19 protein-coding genes are annotated in these 17,316 nt (G+C 43.7%); 12 read left to right on the forward strand and 7 right to left on the reverse strand.

Annotated features, from left to right (window positions below):
- Positions 1 to 65 precede the first annotated feature (65 nt).
- Positions 66 to 1,409 (reverse strand): Gfo/Idh/MocA family protein, encoded by a 1,344-nt coding sequence (locus ACFQ3S_RS11660; RefSeq protein WP_377164541.1) that lies wholly within the window; start codon positions 1,407 to 1,409, stop codon positions 66 to 68.
- Between the two features lie 302 nt (positions 1,410 to 1,711).
- On the opposite strand from ACFQ3S_RS11660, the gene ACFQ3S_RS11665 reads away from it, so the two are divergent.
- The 7 genes from ACFQ3S_RS11665 (at position 1,712) to ACFQ3S_RS11695 (ending at position 8,974) form a co-directional block, all read left to right on the forward strand.
- Positions 1,712 to 2,416 carry an ATP-binding cassette domain-containing protein gene (locus ACFQ3S_RS11665; protein WP_377164543.1) on the forward strand — a complete coding sequence of 235 codons (705 nt, stop codon included), beginning with the start codon at positions 1,712 to 1,714 and terminating at the stop codon, positions 2,414 to 2,416.
- Between the two features lie 129 nt (positions 2,417 to 2,545).
- A complete protein-coding gene (locus ACFQ3S_RS11670) occupies positions 2,546 to 3,067 on the forward strand; it encodes a hypothetical protein (protein WP_377164545.1) in 522 nt (173 codons plus the stop codon).
- A gap of 99 nt (positions 3,068 to 3,166) precedes the next feature.
- Positions 3,167 to 5,563, forward strand: coding sequence for a gliding motility-associated ABC transporter substrate-binding protein GldG (gene gldG / locus ACFQ3S_RS11675; RefSeq protein ID WP_377164547.1), 2,397 nt, complete (start codon positions 3,167 to 3,169; stop codon positions 5,561 to 5,563).
- Positions 5,564 to 5,597: 34 nt separating this feature from the next.
- The gene (gene dnaN / locus ACFQ3S_RS11680) at positions 5,598 to 6,722 is read left to right on the forward strand and encodes a DNA polymerase III subunit beta (protein WP_377164549.1); all 1,125 of its coding nucleotides are present in this window, start codon (positions 5,598 to 5,600) and stop codon (positions 6,720 to 6,722) included.
- A 108-nt stretch (positions 6,723 to 6,830) separates the two neighbouring features.
- On the forward strand, positions 6,831 to 7,523 hold the full coding sequence (locus tag ACFQ3S_RS11685; protein WP_377164551.1) for a DUF4397 domain-containing protein: 693 nt from the start codon (positions 6,831 to 6,833) through the stop codon (positions 7,521 to 7,523).
- A 9-nt stretch (positions 7,524 to 7,532) separates the two neighbouring features.
- Positions 7,533 to 8,273: a DUF4397 domain-containing protein gene (locus tag ACFQ3S_RS11690; protein ID WP_377164553.1), complete on the forward strand. Its 741-nt coding sequence runs from the start codon at positions 7,533 to 7,535 to the stop codon at positions 8,271 to 8,273.
- 50 nt (positions 8,274 to 8,323) lie between these two features.
- Positions 8,324 to 8,974, forward strand: a complete 651-nt coding sequence (locus ACFQ3S_RS11695; RefSeq protein ID WP_377164555.1) for a DedA family protein — start codon at positions 8,324 to 8,326, stop codon at positions 8,972 to 8,974.
- On the opposite strand, the gene ACFQ3S_RS11700 is transcribed toward ACFQ3S_RS11695, so the two are convergent.
- Positions 8,942 to 9,967, reverse strand: a complete 1,026-nt coding sequence (locus ACFQ3S_RS11700; RefSeq protein WP_377164557.1) for a zinc dependent phospholipase C family protein — start codon at positions 9,965 to 9,967, stop codon at positions 8,942 to 8,944. The two genes, ACFQ3S_RS11695 and ACFQ3S_RS11700, sit on opposite strands and share 33 nt — an antisense overlap.
- A 163-nt stretch (positions 9,968 to 10,130) precedes the next feature.
- On the opposite strand from ACFQ3S_RS11700, the gene ACFQ3S_RS11705 reads away from it, so the two are divergent.
- The 5 genes from ACFQ3S_RS11705 to ACFQ3S_RS11725 all read left to right on the forward strand — a co-directional run bounded on the left by ACFQ3S_RS11705 (position 10,131) and on the right by ACFQ3S_RS11725 (position 13,450).
- Complete coding sequence (locus ACFQ3S_RS11705; protein ID WP_377164559.1) at positions 10,131 to 10,826, forward strand: DUF4397 domain-containing protein; 696 nt, start codon at positions 10,131 to 10,133, stop codon at positions 10,824 to 10,826.
- 143 nt (positions 10,827 to 10,969) lie between these two features.
- Positions 10,970 to 11,224 (forward strand): 30S ribosomal protein S20, encoded by a 255-nt coding sequence (rpsT, locus tag ACFQ3S_RS11710; protein WP_377164561.1) that lies wholly within the window; start codon positions 10,970 to 10,972, stop codon positions 11,222 to 11,224.
- An 87-nt stretch (positions 11,225 to 11,311) separates the two neighbouring features.
- Positions 11,312 to 12,010, forward strand: coding sequence for a RadC family protein (radC, locus tag ACFQ3S_RS11715; RefSeq protein WP_377164563.1), 699 nt, complete (start codon positions 11,312 to 11,314; stop codon positions 12,008 to 12,010).
- Between the two features lie 373 nt (positions 12,011 to 12,383).
- Positions 12,384 to 12,620, forward strand: a complete 237-nt coding sequence (locus ACFQ3S_RS11720; RefSeq protein ID WP_377164565.1) for a UPF0175 family protein — start codon at positions 12,384 to 12,386, stop codon at positions 12,618 to 12,620.
- A gap of 59 nt (positions 12,621 to 12,679) precedes the next feature.
- Positions 12,680 to 13,450 (forward strand): hypothetical protein, encoded by a 771-nt coding sequence (locus tag ACFQ3S_RS11725; protein WP_377164567.1) that lies wholly within the window; start codon positions 12,680 to 12,682, stop codon positions 13,448 to 13,450.
- A 20-nt stretch (positions 13,451 to 13,470) separates the two neighbouring features.
- On the opposite strand, the gene ACFQ3S_RS11730 is transcribed toward ACFQ3S_RS11725, so the two are convergent.
- The 5 genes from ACFQ3S_RS11730 to ACFQ3S_RS11750 form a co-directional block, all read right to left on the reverse strand.
- Positions 13,471 to 13,683, reverse strand: coding sequence for a DUF2683 family protein (locus ACFQ3S_RS11730; protein ID WP_377164569.1), 213 nt, complete (start codon positions 13,681 to 13,683; stop codon positions 13,471 to 13,473).
- A gap of 73 nt (positions 13,684 to 13,756) precedes the next feature.
- On the reverse strand, positions 13,757 to 13,999 hold the full coding sequence (locus ACFQ3S_RS11735; RefSeq protein ID WP_377164571.1) for an Atu4866 domain-containing protein: 243 nt from the start codon (positions 13,997 to 13,999) through the stop codon (positions 13,757 to 13,759).
- 266 nt (positions 14,000 to 14,265) lie between these two features.
- Positions 14,266 to 15,117, reverse strand: coding sequence for an oxidoreductase (locus ACFQ3S_RS11740; RefSeq protein WP_377164573.1), 852 nt, complete (start codon positions 15,115 to 15,117; stop codon positions 14,266 to 14,268).
- Between the two features lie 38 nt (positions 15,118 to 15,155).
- Positions 15,156 to 15,995 (reverse strand): SDR family NAD(P)-dependent oxidoreductase, encoded by an 840-nt coding sequence (locus tag ACFQ3S_RS11745; RefSeq protein WP_377164575.1) that lies wholly within the window; start codon positions 15,993 to 15,995, stop codon positions 15,156 to 15,158.
- Between the two features lie 313 nt (positions 15,996 to 16,308).
- On the reverse strand, positions 16,309 to 17,304 hold the full coding sequence (locus tag ACFQ3S_RS11750; protein ID WP_377164577.1) for a YhdH/YhfP family quinone oxidoreductase: 996 nt from the start codon (positions 17,302 to 17,304) through the stop codon (positions 16,309 to 16,311).
- Positions 17,305 to 17,316 lie beyond the last annotated feature (12 nt).

Below are 17,316 nucleotides of genomic sequence, written 5' to 3' on the forward strand. Positions count from 1 at the left end.
ATGCTTTTTGATTTAAAATGTCGTTACTTGTTTCTTATCTCTTGCCTCTTGTTTCTGCAGTTCAACTATTCCTTCGGCGCATTCGCCGCGTTCCTGAAAGTATCTATAGTGGTGATTTTATCCAGTTTTACAGGTTTGCCGCTGCGGGCTGCTTCGTAAATGGCTTCCATTATTTTTTGGTCTTGCAGGCCTTCTTCGCCCGGAGTGTAGGGCTCTTTGTTTTCCATAATACACTGGGCAAAGTGGTCCATCTCCAAGGCAAACTGCTGCTTTTCGCCAACTATTACATTTTGTTTCATCTCCAGTTTGCCCTGAGCCTGTGAGGCTTCAATTTTTAAACCGTTATAGTTATAGCCCGGGTCCATGCCAAACCAGCCGCCGTTTGCGGCGTAGCAACGGTAATGCTTCGAGTCGTGTACGCTGTAAGCAGTAGTATTATTGGCTATAGTACCGCTTGGGAAAAACATTTGCCACATCACTTTATCTTCTACTTCTTTAAAGCGCGGGTCGGCAGCATCACTATGGATCACGGCCGATACCATGTAAGGTTCCTCACCGGTTAAAAACCGGTTGGTATTAATGCAGTACAAGCCAATATCGGGCAGGGAACCACCACCGGCCAATGCTCTCTTTAAGCGCCACTGGTTAGGGTCGCCTATGTTTTGCACATTAACCGAGTCAATTACCTTTACCTGCCCAAAATGCTTTTCGCGCGTCCACTTCATCATTAAGCGGTTGTTGGGTTCGTATTGTATGCGGTAAGCGATCATGAGTTTTTTACCCGCTTTCTTACACGCATCTATCATGTTCTGCGCTTCCTTACTCGAGTTAGCCATAGGCTTCTCGCAAAGTACGTGCTTACCCGCCTTGGCCGACCGGATCACAAATTCCTCGTGCATGCTATTAGGCAGCACAATATACACGGCATCTATATCCGGGTTGTTTTTGATCTCGTCGAAGTTCTGGTAGTTGTAGATATTTTTTTCGGGGATGCCGTGCTGGGCGGCTACCTTTTTAGCTTTGGCGGCATCACCGCTTACCAGGGCAACAGGCTTGGCATATTTACACGAACCAAACGCAGGCATAAGTTGCCCCATGGTTAGTTCGCCAATACCCACAATGGCGTAGCCTATACGGTTATCGGGGTTTAGCATTTTAGTGCTGTTTTCCTGCTGGCGTTCGCTGGTAGCATGCTGACTGGGAACATCTACGGTAATTACATTAGCCATTGATTTACCGCCACCTCCACCCGGGCTGCCGGTAGTTTGCGCCAGCGCAGCACCAGATGTTAAACCTCCTGTAACGGTAGCTGCAACTAAGCCCTTACCGGCAGTGCCAATAAAATCGCGGCGGTTTAATTCTGAATCCTGGCCCGAGAAAGATTGCAGGAGTTGATCTAAATTTTTCATATATGGCGATGTGTTTTACTATTAGTTATTTTAATTTCTTTTAAACACGGTTCAGATAGGCTTTTGTTTGATGAATTTTGAATTACCATGTTAATAAATTATAGTAGGAGCAAATCAATCAAGGCAATCACGCCGTCAATTCTTAAATGCTAATCCTAAAAGCAGATAGCCATAAATACTTCCAATCATTGAGTTATTGCTTATATCCTGTAAATTCATATCAAAACTTACCTTTACCTGCCTGGTAATTAAAATTCAGCTATTAATTCGTAATCTCACGTTTGCACTATAAATTTACCGCCATGAGCATTTGGGTTGAGGGGTTAACAAAACATTACGGCACGCAAAAGGCGGTAAACGGAATTAGCTTTACGGCAATGCCGGGTGTGCTGGGTTTTTTAGGCCCAAACGGCGCGGGCAAATCAACCACCATGAAAATGCTGACCGGCTTTATACCTCAAACGGCAGGAAAAGCCAGTATATGTGGTTTTGATACAGTTACACAAACACTGGATGTAAGGCGCCATATTGGTTACCTGCCCGAGAGCAACCCGCTTTATACCGATATGTATGTAAAGGAAGCCCTTGGTTTTGTGGCCGGCATTCATCAATTGCATAACCCGGCCCAGCGTATTGCCGAAGTAATAGCGCAAACCGGCCTGCAGCCCGAACAGCATAAGAAGATAGGGCAGCTTTCAAAAGGTTACCGGCAGCGGGTAGGTTTGGCGCAGGCTATTTTGCACGATCCGCAGGTACTGATACTGGATGAGCCTACCTCCGGGCTGGACCCTAATCAACTGGTAGGTATCCGGCAGCTCATCCGCAATTTGGGTGCTACTAAAACGGTTATTCTTTCTACCCATATTATGCAGGAGGTAGAGGCCACTTGCAGCCAGGTTATTATCATTAATAAAGGAAACATTGTAGCAAACGATAGTTTACAAGGCTTAAAAGAAAACCACAGCGGCAAAAGCCTGGAAGAGATTTTTATAAATTTAACCAATTGATATCAGATGGGTCAGTTGTGCAAAGAAAAATAACATTTATACAATATCCCTGTTGCAATTTAAAGCGGCAGGGACTTTTTGTTTTAACAGGATATAGCTTAATTTGAGCCCGATTAAATCTACTATTACATGATGATGAAAAAATACGGTTTACTGCTGCTTTTACTGCCTTTAATACATAGCACTTTAAAAGCACAGGAGCGTAACACCAAAGCCCTGAGCATTGGCCCCGAACTTAATTTGCTTCAACGGAGTGCATACAATATAGGCTATGGCGTATCGGGCAAGTTTGAACTACCGGTTAGCAGCACTATCAGCGCGGTAATTACGGCAGGTATCAACCAATTTCATCGTAAAAATTTTTTAATAGGCAGCGCTAGCCAGGGTAACGATACCTTTGTGCCGCTTAAAGCAGGTATTAAATATTATTTCGACCCCCGGTTTTATACCGAAGCTGAACTGGGTAGCGTAATAGACCATAACAACGGCTTTAATCAGAACCTGTTTGCTTATTCCATAGGTACCGGTTTCCTTATTCCTATTAATAAAAGCAGTACAAACATGATAGACTTAGGTTTGCGTTTTGAAGACTGGGCTAAAAATCGTGCGCAGCAATTTGGGATCAGGGTGGCGTACAGGTTTGGATGGTAAGCCCCTCCCCAGCCCTCCCCGGGAGAGAGGGAGCTAAGAAACAAACCATGCATTCAATTTTAAAGCCCTCCCTCCCGGGGAGGGTTTGGGAGGGGCTTTATGTTTAGTATATTTCAAAAAGAGATCAGTTCTTACCTCAGTTCACTGGTGGCGTATGTAACCATCGGGGTGTTTTTACTGGTGCTGGGTTTGTTTCTATGGGTGTTCCCCGAGTCGAGCATTTTGGAGTATGGTTATGCCAGTTTAGAAAGCTTGTTCAGCACTGCACCGTACCTGTTCATGTTTTTAATACCGGCCATCACCATGCGTTCCCTGGCCGAAGAACGCCGCGAGGGGACTTTAGAAATATTGGCTACCCGCCCGCTTACCGACTGGCAAATTGTTATGGGCAAGTACCTGGCCTGTTTGCTGTTGGTGGTGTTTGCGCTGGTGCCCACGTTGATATACGTGTACTCGGTATCGGTACTGGGTAATCCGCAGGGTAATTTGGATATGGGGGCCGTTATAGGTTCCTACATCGGTTTGTTTTTGCTGGGTGCCGCATTTGTGGCCATTGGCTTGTTCGCTTCATCAGTAAGTAAAAACCAGATCATCGCTTTTACCATTGCCGTTTTCATCAGCTACTTTTTTTATAGCGGGTTTAACTCTTTAAGCGGCCTGCTATCGTTGCAAACAAGCAACATAGAAAATGCTGGCATAGCCGAGCATTACGATGCCGTAGGCCGTGGCGTTTTAAACACGGGCGATCTGGCTTATTTCATTATACTATCGGGCATATTTATTGGCTTAACCTTACTGGTAATTGCTCGTCAGCGGGAAAAAAGTTTGAAATACACAGCACTGCCTATACTAATCGGTGCTTTGGTGTTTGTAGCACTATTATCGCACTTTACCTATACCCGGTTTGATTTTACGGCCGAAAAACGCTTTACCGTATCTGATGTGAGTCGTAATATATTAGATAGCCTGCCCAAGCCGGTAGTAGTGACCGTTTACCTGGAAGGCAAAGATTTGCCCGGCGGCATGAAACGTCTGCAGCAAGGAACGCGCGATATGCTGAACGATTTGCAGGCCTACAGCAATCATCGCCTTACTTTTAATTTTATTAATCCGCTGGAAGGCCTTAGTGAGCAGGAGCAGGAACAAACCATACAAGCCATGCAGCAGCAGGGTATTGAGCCTACCAACCTCAGTGTAAAAACAGATAATGGCGTATCGCAAAAAATTATTTTTCCGGCGGCAATTGTTACCTCGGGCGAACGGCAGATAGGGGTGAAGCTATTGCAAACCCGGATAGGTTTAAGCCCCGATGAAGTGCTGAACAATTCGATCCAAAACCTGGAATATGCCTTAACCTCAGCTATTAAAAAGGTAAGCAGTGGTGGCCGCCCGCGGATAGGTTTTACCGATGGGCATAAAGAACTGACAGACCTTCAACTCAACGACGCGCTAAAAAGCCTGGCCGATGGTTTTGAGGTAGGCCGGGTTAACCTGCAAACCATACCTTTCGCTAACTTAAAGAGCCTGAAGCTGCTGGTGATTCCTAAGCCCGAAAAGCCTTTTACCGAAGTAGAAAAGTTTAAGATAGACCAATACCTGATGCAGGGCGGCAGGGTGTTGTGGGCTATAGATCAGGTAAGCGCCGAGCTGGACAGTTTGCGCGGCCACGGCGGCGAGCAAATGGCTTTCCCCAAACAACTGAATATAGACGATCAGCTTTTTCGGTACGGAGTGCGCATTAATTACGACCTGATAGCTGATCTCAACTGTTCGCAAATTCCGGTGAGTACCGGCAACATGGGTGGGCAAGCGCAAATACAAATGCTGCCCTGGTTGTTTTACCCGGTGTTTATGCCGGTTACCAAACACCCGGTAGTTAAAAACCTCGAAGGCATCCGCAGTGAGTTTGCCAGTACGATAGATCTGCTGCCGGTAAAAGGGTTGAGACAAATCATCCTGTTGAGTTCATCGCCTTTTAATAAAAAGCTGACCGCGCCGCGTACCTTATCTTTACAGGCATTGGAGCAGGAGCCTAATCCGCGTGAGTTTCAAAGTCAGCCTAAAGCAGTAGGGGTATTGGTAGAAGGTAAGTTTACGTCCAATTTTAAAAACCGCCCGGTGCCCGAGGGTATTACGGAAAACATCCCGGTACTTAATACCAGCAAGCCTGCAAAAATGATCGTGTTAAGCGATGGTGATATATTTAAAAACCAGGTAGGCAGCGATGGCTCACCGTTTCCGCTCGGGTACGACAGGTACAGCCAGCAAACCTACGGCAACAAAAATTTACTGCTCAATATAGCCGATTATTTAACCGACGATTCGGGGCTAATTGCCCTACGTACTAAAGAAATAAAGCTGCGCCTGCTAAACCGGGCCCGCCTCCGTAACGAGAAAACATACTGGCAGGTGGTGAACGCCGTAGTGCCGCTGGCAGCGGTGTTGATATTTGCTATTTTTCAACATTATTACCGCAAAAGGAAGTATGCCCACTAAATTTTTATACTTTTGGGTTGATTAAAATTTGTTTATGAGATTCATTGTTTCGACGTTAACCTTACTGAAGCAATTGCAGGCGGTGAGTGGTGCTTTAAGCAGCAGTACTGTTTTGCCTATACTGGAAAACTTTTTGTTTGAGATCAAAGACGGTATATTAACCATATCGGCTACCGATCTGCAAACCAGCATGACCACTTCCTTATCGGTTGAGGCTAAAGAGAATGGCCGCATTGCTATCCCTTCACGTATTTTATTGGATACTTTAAAATCGTTACCCGAGCAGCCTATAGCTTTTTCGGTGGATGATAAAACTTTCGCCATTGAAATTAGCGCCGGAGACGGTAAATACAAACTGAGCGGCGAAAACGGTGAGGATTTCCCTAAAATACCGGTTGTAGAAAATGCATCGTCGGTTAACCTGCCGGCATCGGTACTGGCCGAGGCTATTAACAAAACCATATTTGCCGTTAGTAACGATGAGTTGCGCCCGGCCATGACGGGTGTTTACTGCCAGCTGTCCAACCAATACTTAACCTTCGTATCAACCGATGCGCATAAGTTAGTGCGCTACCGCCGTTTAGATGCCAAGGCCGAAACCAATACTTCGTTCATTTTACCTAAAAAGGCGCTGAACCTGTTAAAATCGGCGTTGCCATCTGATGATGTGAACGTTTCGGTAGAGTATAACAATACCAGCGCGTTCTTTAAATTCGGTAACATTAACCTGGTTTGCCGTTTAATTGACGAGCGTTACCCCGATTACGAAGCCGTTATCCCGCAAAGTAATCCTAATAAAATGACTATCGATCGCCAGGCGTTTTTAGGCACCTTGCAGCGTGTGGCTATCTACGCGAACAAAACCACGCACCAGGTTCGCCTAAAGGTTAGCGGTAGCGAGTTGAACATCTCCTCAGAAGATATTGATTTTGCTAACGAGGCCCACGAGCGCCTGAGTTGCCAGTACGAAGGTGAGGACCTGGAGATAGGCTTTAACGCCCGTTTCCTGATAGAAATGCTGAAAAACCTGAGCAGCGAAGAAGTGGCCCTGCACATGAGCACGCCAAACCGTGCCGGCTTATTACTGCCACAAGGCGGCGATGAAAATGAAGATGTGCTGATGCTGGTGATGCCGGTGATGCTGAATACCTACGCTTAAGTTGTAAACTTAATTATAAATCCAAAAATGAAAGTCCGGTTGCAAAACCGGACTTTTTAGTTAAGTATAAGATAACAAACTTTGAAAAAAGCAGTTATAAATTTGGCTATGATCAAAAACTTACGTGTAAACGCTTTACTAACCCTGTTACTGTTTACAATGGCAGCTTGTGTGAAGAATGATCCGGCACCAACTATAGTTGGCCTGGAAGTTAACGTTAACGTCATAAATGCCAGCGATGACATCCTGAACTTTTACCTGAACGGAACCCGTCAAAACAGCACTACGGGTATTTTTCCGTTAGCGGCCAGCGGTTATACTGATGTTCCTTATGCCAGCCAGCTTGCCTTTCGGCGATTGTTTAATAACCAAACTTTTGATAATTCAGAGATTTTGTTTACTGTACCTGTTACTGTTGACACCACCGGTACAGATAACCGCAGGTATTCTTTATTTACGGCCGGCCCTACCGCTAATACCGCGTTTATACTCAGGGATACTATAGTAAGCGATACCGGAAATGCTAAGCTGCGGTTTGTGGTGGCATCGCCCGAGACAACCAAGCTAAAAGTTACTTTAAATGATACATTGTATTTTACCACTACTGCTTTTAAATCAGCCAGTGTATTTAAACCCGTAGGGGGTACAGGTGTTAAAGCTGTTGAAATACGCGATGCAGATACTAATACGCTATTATATAGCACCAGGTTAACACTTAATGTTGGTAATAACTATACGTTGTTTAGCCAGGGCCGGGTTACCGACAGAACGTTTAAGGCAGGTTTAACCACTAACCAGTAATACCTCTATATGCTAAAGAGACTCAATTTATTTAACGTGTTGTTACTGCTTAATATGGCGGTACTGGTGTTGCCCTTGCTTACCTCCTGCGGTACCAGCGATACGGTTACGCCAACTAACTCTAATGTGCAGTTGCAGGTGCTTAACCTCAGCCCCGATTCGTACCCCATTGAGTTGTATATGAGTACTGATAAAATAAACAACGCTTACAGGTATAGTTTAACACCTGCCTACTTTTACCTTAATAAAACCGATATACCATTGCAGGTTCGGTCTACCCGTTCGGGCGATTCTACGATGATATTTTATACATACACCGGAGGTTTTTTACCTAATACGCGGTACAGCTTATTTTTTACAGGTTTATATTCCAATAACTCTCTTAAAACAATTGTAACTGTTGACGATACCACCTCATTGCCGCCTGTTGGTAAGGGAGGGAAAATCCGTTTTGTAAATGCATCACTACGCAGTGAAAATGTAGATATATGGGTGAACGGAACTGTAGCTATAAAAAATACGGCTTTTGCTACCGTGTCAAACTACATTACACTGTCGCCGGGTAATTATACGTTCAGGGTGTACCCTGCCGGAACTTCTGCCAGCAGTATAGCCGAGCTGCCGAACGTTACCGTACAGGATGGCCGTTTATATACGCTATACTCTCGCGGCATCGTGGGCAAAGCTACAACCGATACCGCCGCCTTCGGGCTTGGGGTGCTGGCTAATAATCCGCCGGTTACCAGATAAATCTTTAGCCACATCATAAATATGATTACTTTTGCCCAAACTTTTGAGCTTTGGAAACAATTCAATATCTAATACATTTCATTTTACACATTGACAAGGAATTAAAGGATATAACCCGTGATTACCAGGCCTGGACCTATCTCATCCTGTTCATCATCATTTTTGCTGAAACCGGTTTTGTGGTTACCCCGTTTTTACCTGGTGACTCCTTGCTATTTGCCGCAGGTGCATTAATTGCTCCTGGTAATTCAGGTTTGAATATATACCTGCTGGCCTTAATTTTAATAATTGCCGCCTTTTTAGGTAATACGGTCAATTACATGTTGGGAAATTATTTGGGAGTCAAAGTTTTTAAGGCCGAAAATAAAGTGCTCAAGCTCGATTATTATTTAAAAACCAAAGCATTTTTCGATAAACATGGCGGTAAGGCGGTAATTTTCAGCAGGTTTATGCCTATCATCCGTACCATAGCGCCGTTTGTGGCCGGTGTGGGCCGTATGCCATTTGGCCGTTATAGTTTATATAACATTGTAGGCGGCATAGCCTGGATCGTGATTTTCCTGTTTTTAGGTTACCTGCTGGGTAAAGTACCTTTCTTTGAAAAGAATTTTTCGCTTATTGCCTTAGGTATAGTAGTGGTATCTTTATTGCCACCCATAGTAGCCGCTTTACGGAGCCGGTTTAGCCGTACGGCTGCTTAATGGCAGCGGAAGCAAGGGTTTGTTCACTACACCAAAGTTAGGTAGCGGAACTATCTTCCCCATTTTATACAAAGCCGCCTCATGGGCGGTTTTTTGCTGTTCGGCTAAATCGGGTATAGTGTCTATCAGTTTGTTCAAGCTGGGCTGGCCAGCATCAACCCAGGCCGAGTACCAATAACTGCCGGTATTAAGCACCGCAACGCGTAGGCGGCGTTCTACCATTCCTTTAAGTAAAGTATGATAAGCCCGGCAGTATGCCGCCGAATAATCTTTGATCTTACGCTTGCCCCGCAATATGGTTTCATACTTTTTATCGGCCGGGAAAGTTTTATCCAGCTGCCGTTGCAGGCGTAAAACCGAATCGGCGCTTTTAAACGAGCCGCGGCATAATATAAAAGCCTGCCATAATGGATTTTCAATATAACGGGCTTTGCCTGCATAATAATTATAGGTGTTGCCAAATTGCTCGGGCAGGCGACTCTCCCAAAGGGCATGTACGCCATCCTGGTGGGTAAGTTGCCCATCGTGGTTTTGCGTGGTATGCAGCGGCACACAGGCATCGGCCACATAATGGCCCAGGTAGGCCGAGTAATGCCTTATGGCGCTGGTGTCATGGTTTTTAAAGGCATCTACCAGCTGGTAGTAGTTATATTGAATGGTCCAGGGCAGGGTGCCGTATTTGTGCAGGGTATCGGCGGTGTACTTTAGCACGGCATCGGTCCATTTTTGCGGTACAGTATGAAAAGGATTTTTACCGTAGCGGTCGGCGTCAAAAAAGTGGCGTGGTATCTCGGCCGAGTCTACATAACGTCGCCTGTCGGCACTAATAGCATGCTCGGTAAGGTATTTAATATTGGCCTGGTAAAAACCGCTCATGGCCTTAGGTAAGGTGAATATAGCCAGGCGGTTAACGCGGTAATGTGCATAAAATCCCCACGATGCAAACAGGCATACAAAAAAACAACCCAGTAAAAACCGAACAAAAAATTTCAATTTCGTAGTTATTGATTAATAGGTTATTAAGCTATTATTTATGTGGCTACAGTACCCTTTAGGCAGCAAGGTACAAAAAAACAAATACTACCACTTTCGGTTTTACGTTTACACATACTAACACACGGCCTTTTTAAGGTCAATTTTTACGAAAATGCTTTCTATGAAAAAAGTTACTCTTACCATAAAACAAACGTTGCGCTATGCATTTGTTGGTTTGTTAGGCCTTACGTTATTGTCATCGTGCAAAAAAGATGACCCTTACAATTTTGAAGATACCATTGGTGCCGAAGTTAATTTTATTAATGCCAGCCCCGATGCCGGCTCTGCCAGGTTATATGTGGAGGATATTTTAAGAACTACAACGGGTATCAATTACGGCGAGGCTTCGGGATACCAAAAAACTTACCTCGGCGATCAGGATGTCGACATCAGATCTACCACCGGCGAATCCACGCTAACCTCATCGCAGGTGCAGTTTGATGCCAATAACAGATATACCTTTTTACTGGTTGGGCAAAACAGCAGCTTAGGTTTATTGTATTTTACCGACGATTTAACCGTTCCGGGTGCAGGTAAAGCTAAGGTTCGTTTTGTAAACGCGGCACCTAACGCTACTGCAGCTACGCTGAATTCGGCTACCGGAATAGTAGTTGCCCAGCAAAATTTCAGGGGCATAGCACCTTCAACCGAAGTTAATGCCGGAGCTTATGTATTATCGGTAGTTAGTGGTACAACCCGTTCTGCCACAGCAACGGTTAATTTAGAGAGCGGCAAAATTTATACGGTATATGCTAAGGGATTAGTAGGCGGAACCGGTAACGCTGCTTTTGGCGTTGGCGTAGTTGCTGTTAATTAGTTATTTAAGGCATTTTAGTTTTACATAAAGGCCATTATTATATTGTTTAACTGTTACCGAAAAATATTTTTATTAGATACTTGATAGTTATATTTTTTAGCGATATATTTGCAATCCGAAAAATAAAAAGATAATTAGCTCAAATGGCAAATCATAAATCATCAATAAAAAGAATCAGGGCCAACGCTACTAAGCGTCTGCGTAACAGATACCAGGCTAAAACAACCAGAAACGCTATCAAAAAATTAAGAGGTGCTACTTCTAAAACTGAAGCCGCTCCTTTATTGACCACCGTAATTTCGATGCTTGACCGTTTGGCTAAGAAAAACGTTATACACAAAAACAAAGCTTCTAACAACAAGTCGAAACTGACTAAGTTTGTTAACGGCTTAGCTTAACATATTCATTTCAAAAATGAGGATCAGGGTTGCATAACTATGCAGCCCTTTTTTTGTTTTGTACTGATTTTTGAATAGCTTAACGGCGTGGAAGCGTATGAAAATAAAATAAGCATTAAAGCCTGGGCCGAAGAGGATCGTCCGCGCGAAAAGCTGAATGCACAGGGCCGCCGGGCATTAAGCGATGCCGAACTTATAGCCATACTCATAGGCTCGGGCAGTCGCGATGAATCGGCGGTGGAGCTGAGCAAGCGCATACTCCACTACTACGATAACGATCTGCAACGATTGGGCAAGGCATCGGTAGCCGAACTTTCTAAATTTAAAGGAATAGGCGAAGCCAAGGCTATATCTATTATTGCCGCCCTCGAATTAGGCCGCCGCCGCGGCGATACCGAAGTTAAAGCACCTGAAGTTATTAACGGTAGCCGCAGCGTATATCATGTATTGCGCCGTCATTTGGTAGATTTGAACCACGAAGAGTTCTGGATATTGCTGTTGAGCCGCAGCTGCAAAATTATTGCCAAAGAACTGATTAGCAAGGGAGGCCTATCGGGCACGGTGGCCGATCCTAAGATCATCTTTCATATTGCCCTGCAACACCAGGCATCGTCTATTATTTTGGCGCATAACCACCCCTCGGGCAATTTAAAACCGAGCCAGCAGGATATTGACCTCACCCGCAAAATTCATGCAGCAGGCCGTATCCTGGACATTGGCGTACTCGATCATCTGATTATTACCGACGGTGGCTTTTTCAGCTTTGCCGATGAAGAGTTGTTGTAGAGATAATGAGTACATTACTCGCTTAAGTTTTAAAAACGATACGCTACTAATAATTTCTCCCGGAGCTGAAGTGGCTAAATTCTGGAGATTCAGAAATTAATATATCGTCAACTTTACTTTTAGGTGATAGCACCCGCTATATGCTAATACTGTACGTTGTATTTATTAGGCCATTTTTGGGTTCGATGCTGTATTGTATCTATTAGTATGCAGCACCTCACAAGCTTCGTTATAAAAGGAAATTGGTGCGAGTTTAACTAAAGCCACCTCTTAACGATAATGAGTGCATCATGCAGTGCATACAGAAAATGCAAGTAAAATGATTTTGATGAAGTACTTTCTGTGTATATTTAAATATGAATAGTTAAATGATATGACTACCATGACACTCCAGATTCCAGATGCTCTTGAAAAAGAGCATGACGAAACCGTGCAGTTAATAGCTGCAAAATTATACGAAGCTCAAAAATTATCGTTAGCACAGGCGGCTGAAATGTGTGGTATGAAGAAATGGGATTTTTCGGCTGTATTGGCTCAATATGATGTTGCTTATTTTCAGTATTGCGCAGAGGATGTAATTGCAGAAATTGAACAATTTGGAAAAGAGTAACACTATTTATAAGTGGTGCAGTGATAACACCGACCATAAGCTAAATACCCCATTTTTGTATGTCAAATGTTATCTATAAAAAAGCTGGTATAAATAACTCTATCGTTAGGTTTAACAGCTGCTTTTACTTGCTGATTTTTATACTAACTTTCTCTTGCAAACAAAGTACTAATACCAATAAACCTATATTAGGTGTAAGGCAAACTGCTCTAATGTTAAATGCCTATCCTAAAAAAGTGCTAAAAGTCGATACCATACTTAATTCAATTACTGGTAATGTCGATGACCAACGTTTTACAATAACCTGCAACAGTGCATATAGCCTTTTTATTCTAAATCAAAAAAGAGACACGATATACCAGGATAGCGTATATTCTCCACATCAACAATTTGTTGATTTTAATAATGATGGTTATAAAGATATCTTAATTGAATACATGACCAATGTACCCGGAATTACAGATGTGTTAATTTACGATAAGGACAATCATACCTTCAAGAAAGTAATAGATTTACAAAAATTTCCCGGTTCAAAGCGAATCCCTCATTCAAATTATTACTATTCGTATCATCGTAGTGGATGTGCAGATATGAACTGGGATAGTGATTTATTCTATATCAAAAATTATAGAACAATAAGAATTGGAAACATAAGTGGGAGGCAATGCCATGATGAACGTTTTAAAGACGGTATTTATATTAATCAGATTGTTGGTGATAAGAAAATTAAAATTGTTGAGCTCCCTATAAATACTATTAAAAATTATAAAGACTATAAATGGGGGTTTATAAATCAGTATTGGAAGAGAAATTACAGGGAATTTTTATAAATGTTTCTATGCTTAGTGTATTATCTATAGGGAAAATCAAGGATTTCGTCTATTCCTTTATAAGGCATCAAAGCACCGTCTTTAGCTTGTTGTAACGATTTTTCAACACCTTTAATAACTTCATCAGGATAAGTATCGCTCTTTTGCTCAAAAGCAATTTTCATGGCTTTCATAACGGCTTTCAAAGCAACAAGCTGGTCTTTATTTTCCGGGTAAACAATGAGTGCGTCCATATACAAATATAAAAAGTATAAGGCAATTCATGCCATAAACTTATTCTTGTAAATACGCATTGTGCAATAGGATTCACAACTCCTTACAAACCAACGTTCCCTCATAGTGCAACACTCCGTCCCTAAAATCACCGTCCGCAGTAAAACCGGTATCATCCACATAGTCTATATGGTTACCGGTTAGGATATAACGGCCCTGGTAAGCGCTTTTTCGGTCACCGCGGGCTTCATCGTAACGGCCATTGGGTAGTAAGTTGTGGCGTATGTAGCCGTCTTTCGTTACCCACATGCCGGTGTAGTCGGTTTTGGTTTCCATTGTTGTTGACTTGTTATCCTTTGTTTATAGTGTAAAACTGGTTAACCATGTAATAGCTGACTGTAACGGCCAGTGCTAAACGAAATATGTTCAGCATGATATAGCAAATTTCCATAAGTGTTATTTTGGGTGATTGGTAATTAAAAACCATGTCATTGCGAGGAGCAATAGCGACGTGGCAACCGCACGCGTTTAGATAGGCATGCGTGCGGTTGCTACGCTATCGCTCGTAATGACATGATGCGATAAACGCTATATGAGGGGTATTATTCCGAAAAGTTAGTACCAACAGTTACCGCTTTCCAGGTTTCTAAGTCATTTTTTAAGGCATCTATTTTGGCATAGGCTACGTTATAAGCATCTTCGCCTAAAAACAAATGAAGGGGCGGGTTTTCGGCATTACTAAGTTCTATCATTGCATCGGCCGCTTTGTCGGGGTCGCCGGGCTGGTTACCGTTGATTTCCTCCTGGTGAGTTTTTTGCGATTGGCGAACGGCTTCATAAGCGTCAATTGGATTTTGGGGCACTACTGCCGAATCGGCTTCGAGGAAGTTGGTACGGAAATAACCTGGAGAAACTACCGTAGCATGCACACCAAAGGCTTTAGCCTCAGCCGCCAGCGATTCGGTAAAACCATGCACCGCAAATTTAGTAGCGCAATAAATACCAAACCCAGGAAAATTACCGCTGAAACCACCAATAGAGGCAATATTGATGATATGTCCCGATCGTTGTTCGCGCAAATAAGGCATAGCCTTACGAATCACATTCAAAGAACCAAATACGTTCACTTCAAAATTCTCGCGTGCTTCGGCATCGGTTAACTCTTCTAAAGCACCTAATATACCGTAACCGGCGTTATTTACCACCACATCAATACGGCCAAAACGGTTCAGGGTTTGATTAATAGCCCCGCCTACACTATCTTCCGATTTTAAGTCCATCACAAATGGTAAAAACCGTCCCTGAGCTGCCTGGCCCACGGCCGCGCTCAAATCTTCTACCTTGCGCGATGTGGCGGCTACCCTATATCCCTGTGCCAATAATGTTTTAACTAAACTTAAACCCAGCCCTTTAGAGGCACCGGTTACAAACCATACTTTTTGTTGATTGCTCATGATCGGTATTTGCTTATTGTATGATTGACTTTGTGTGATTAACCTTGATAAGCCATTGATTTGGACAGCTCTTTGTTCAGGCGAAACTCCTTATCCAGGTACTCCAGTTTATGCATGGCACGCTCGTAAGCATCCGTGCCCAACAGTAAGTACAAGGGTGCATATTGTTCGTTAGCTATATCTATCATAGCATTGGCTGCTTTTTCGGGGTCGCTGTCCTGGTTGCCGTCTATTTGCAGGTAACGGGTGTGGCTGTCACGTACATCGCTGTATTCGTTTGCAGAATTTTCAGTCATTATGAGTGAATGGGGGGTTAATAAATTGTTACGGAAAGCACCGGGAGCAACCACGGTAACCTTAATGCCAAACTGCCGTACATCGTTGGCCAATACTTCCGACAAGCCTATTACCGCAAACTTGGAAGCGGTATAAATGGCCCACCCGCTACCCGGTGCTATGCCGGCAATGCTCGACAGGTTAATGATATGGCCCGACTGCTGTTTACGCAGGTAGGGCATTACCTTGCGGATTACGTTGAGCGTGCCAAACACGTTCACGTCGAAACTATTGCGGTTTTCTTCGTCGGTGAGTTCTTCTATACTGCCGCCTATGCCGTAACCTGCATTGTTTACTACCACATCTATTCTGCCAAACAGTTCGTTGGTTTCGTAAATAGCAGCGGCCACACTGGCCTCGTTGGCCAGGTTTGCCTGCAAGGGTAAAAAGTGAGCAGGGCTACTGCCAACAGCCTTAACAAGTTCATCTATATTGCGGGAGGTAGCGGCAACTGGCTGGCCAGACCTTAGCAGCTGCTTCACCAGGCTAAGCCCGAATCCTTTGGATGCGCCTGTTATAAACCATACTTTTTTTGCTTTCATGGTGCTGATGTTTTGATGATTCAAAGGTACTGCAAACACCAGGCAAGCGTTTGCGCAAATCAATCCAATGATTGCAAAATTCAAACAATCCTATAAAATTATCATAAAGATCAGGTTAAGCCGGTGGGCCACACTACATGAACTTTTATGAAGAAATAACGTGGTTTTATGTAATTATATGAGGTTTTGTGAACTTTTATGAAGTGAAAAATTGCAGGAATACTGCCACGTAGTATAAGCTTGCCGAAGACCTATACAATTTGCTAAGTCATCAAGTAGCTTAAACTGGCAGGTTTTGTAGTCCTGTAAATTATTACCTATACGCCAGTACGTAGCGGCCTTTGGCCTGTCCGTGCAGTACCTCGTTTAGTTTGGCGGGGAGGTCATGGAGGGTAATTTCGGTAATCATCTGGTTTAAGTTAGCCGGCCTCCAGCCGGTTGCCAGCAGGTTCCACACCTGGCTCCGCAGTGGCATGGGTGCTTGTACCGAATCGATGCCGGCAAGGCAAATGCCACGTAAAATAAATGGAAAAATACTGGTATTCAATTCGTTAGCCGATACCATGCCGCAACTGGCAACGGTGGCACCATACTTCATGGCTTTTAACATACCCGACAGGGTTGGCCCGCCTACCGTATCTATCCCGGCTGCAAATGTCGGCGTGGATACAGATTTGCTATCATATTCGGCTATAAAGTCTTCCCGGGTTATAATTCGTTTGGCGCCAAGTGTACCCAGTAAATAACCATCGTCTTTTTTGCCCGAAACCGCAGCTATATTAAAACCCAGTTTGGCTAATATTGCGGTAGCAATGCTGCCAACCCCGCCCGTTGCACCGCTTACTACCACCTCGCCTTTATCGGGGTTTAGTCCTGCGTTAATTAATTGATAAACAGATAGTCCGGCAGTTAAGCCGGCAGTACCGAAAGCCATAGCATCTCTTAACAACAGCTTTTTGGGGAGCTTTAAAACCCAAGCGGCAGGTACGCTGATATATTCGCCAAAACCTCCCCAGGTGTTCATACCCAGGTCGAAACCGGTAACCAGCACCTTATCGCCCACGCTAAAAATATTTGTATTTGAGCGTACTATAATACCCGAAGCATCTATCCCTGGTACGTGCGGAAATTTGCGGGTTACCCCTTTATTGCCCGAAGCCGAAAGCGCGTCTTTATAATTGATAGAAGAATAGCTTACTTTAATGAGCAGATCATTTTCAGGTAACTGATCTACAGTTACTTGGTTAATCTCTTTTACATATTCACCTTCTTTTTCGGTAACCAGCAGGGCATTAAATAAGGGATCCATAATTTGGGCATT

Origin of the sequence: Mucilaginibacter terrae, from assembly GCF_042679325.1 — a bacterium.
Lineage (GTDB): Bacteria > Bacteroidota > Bacteroidia > Sphingobacteriales > Sphingobacteriaceae > Mucilaginibacter > Mucilaginibacter terrae.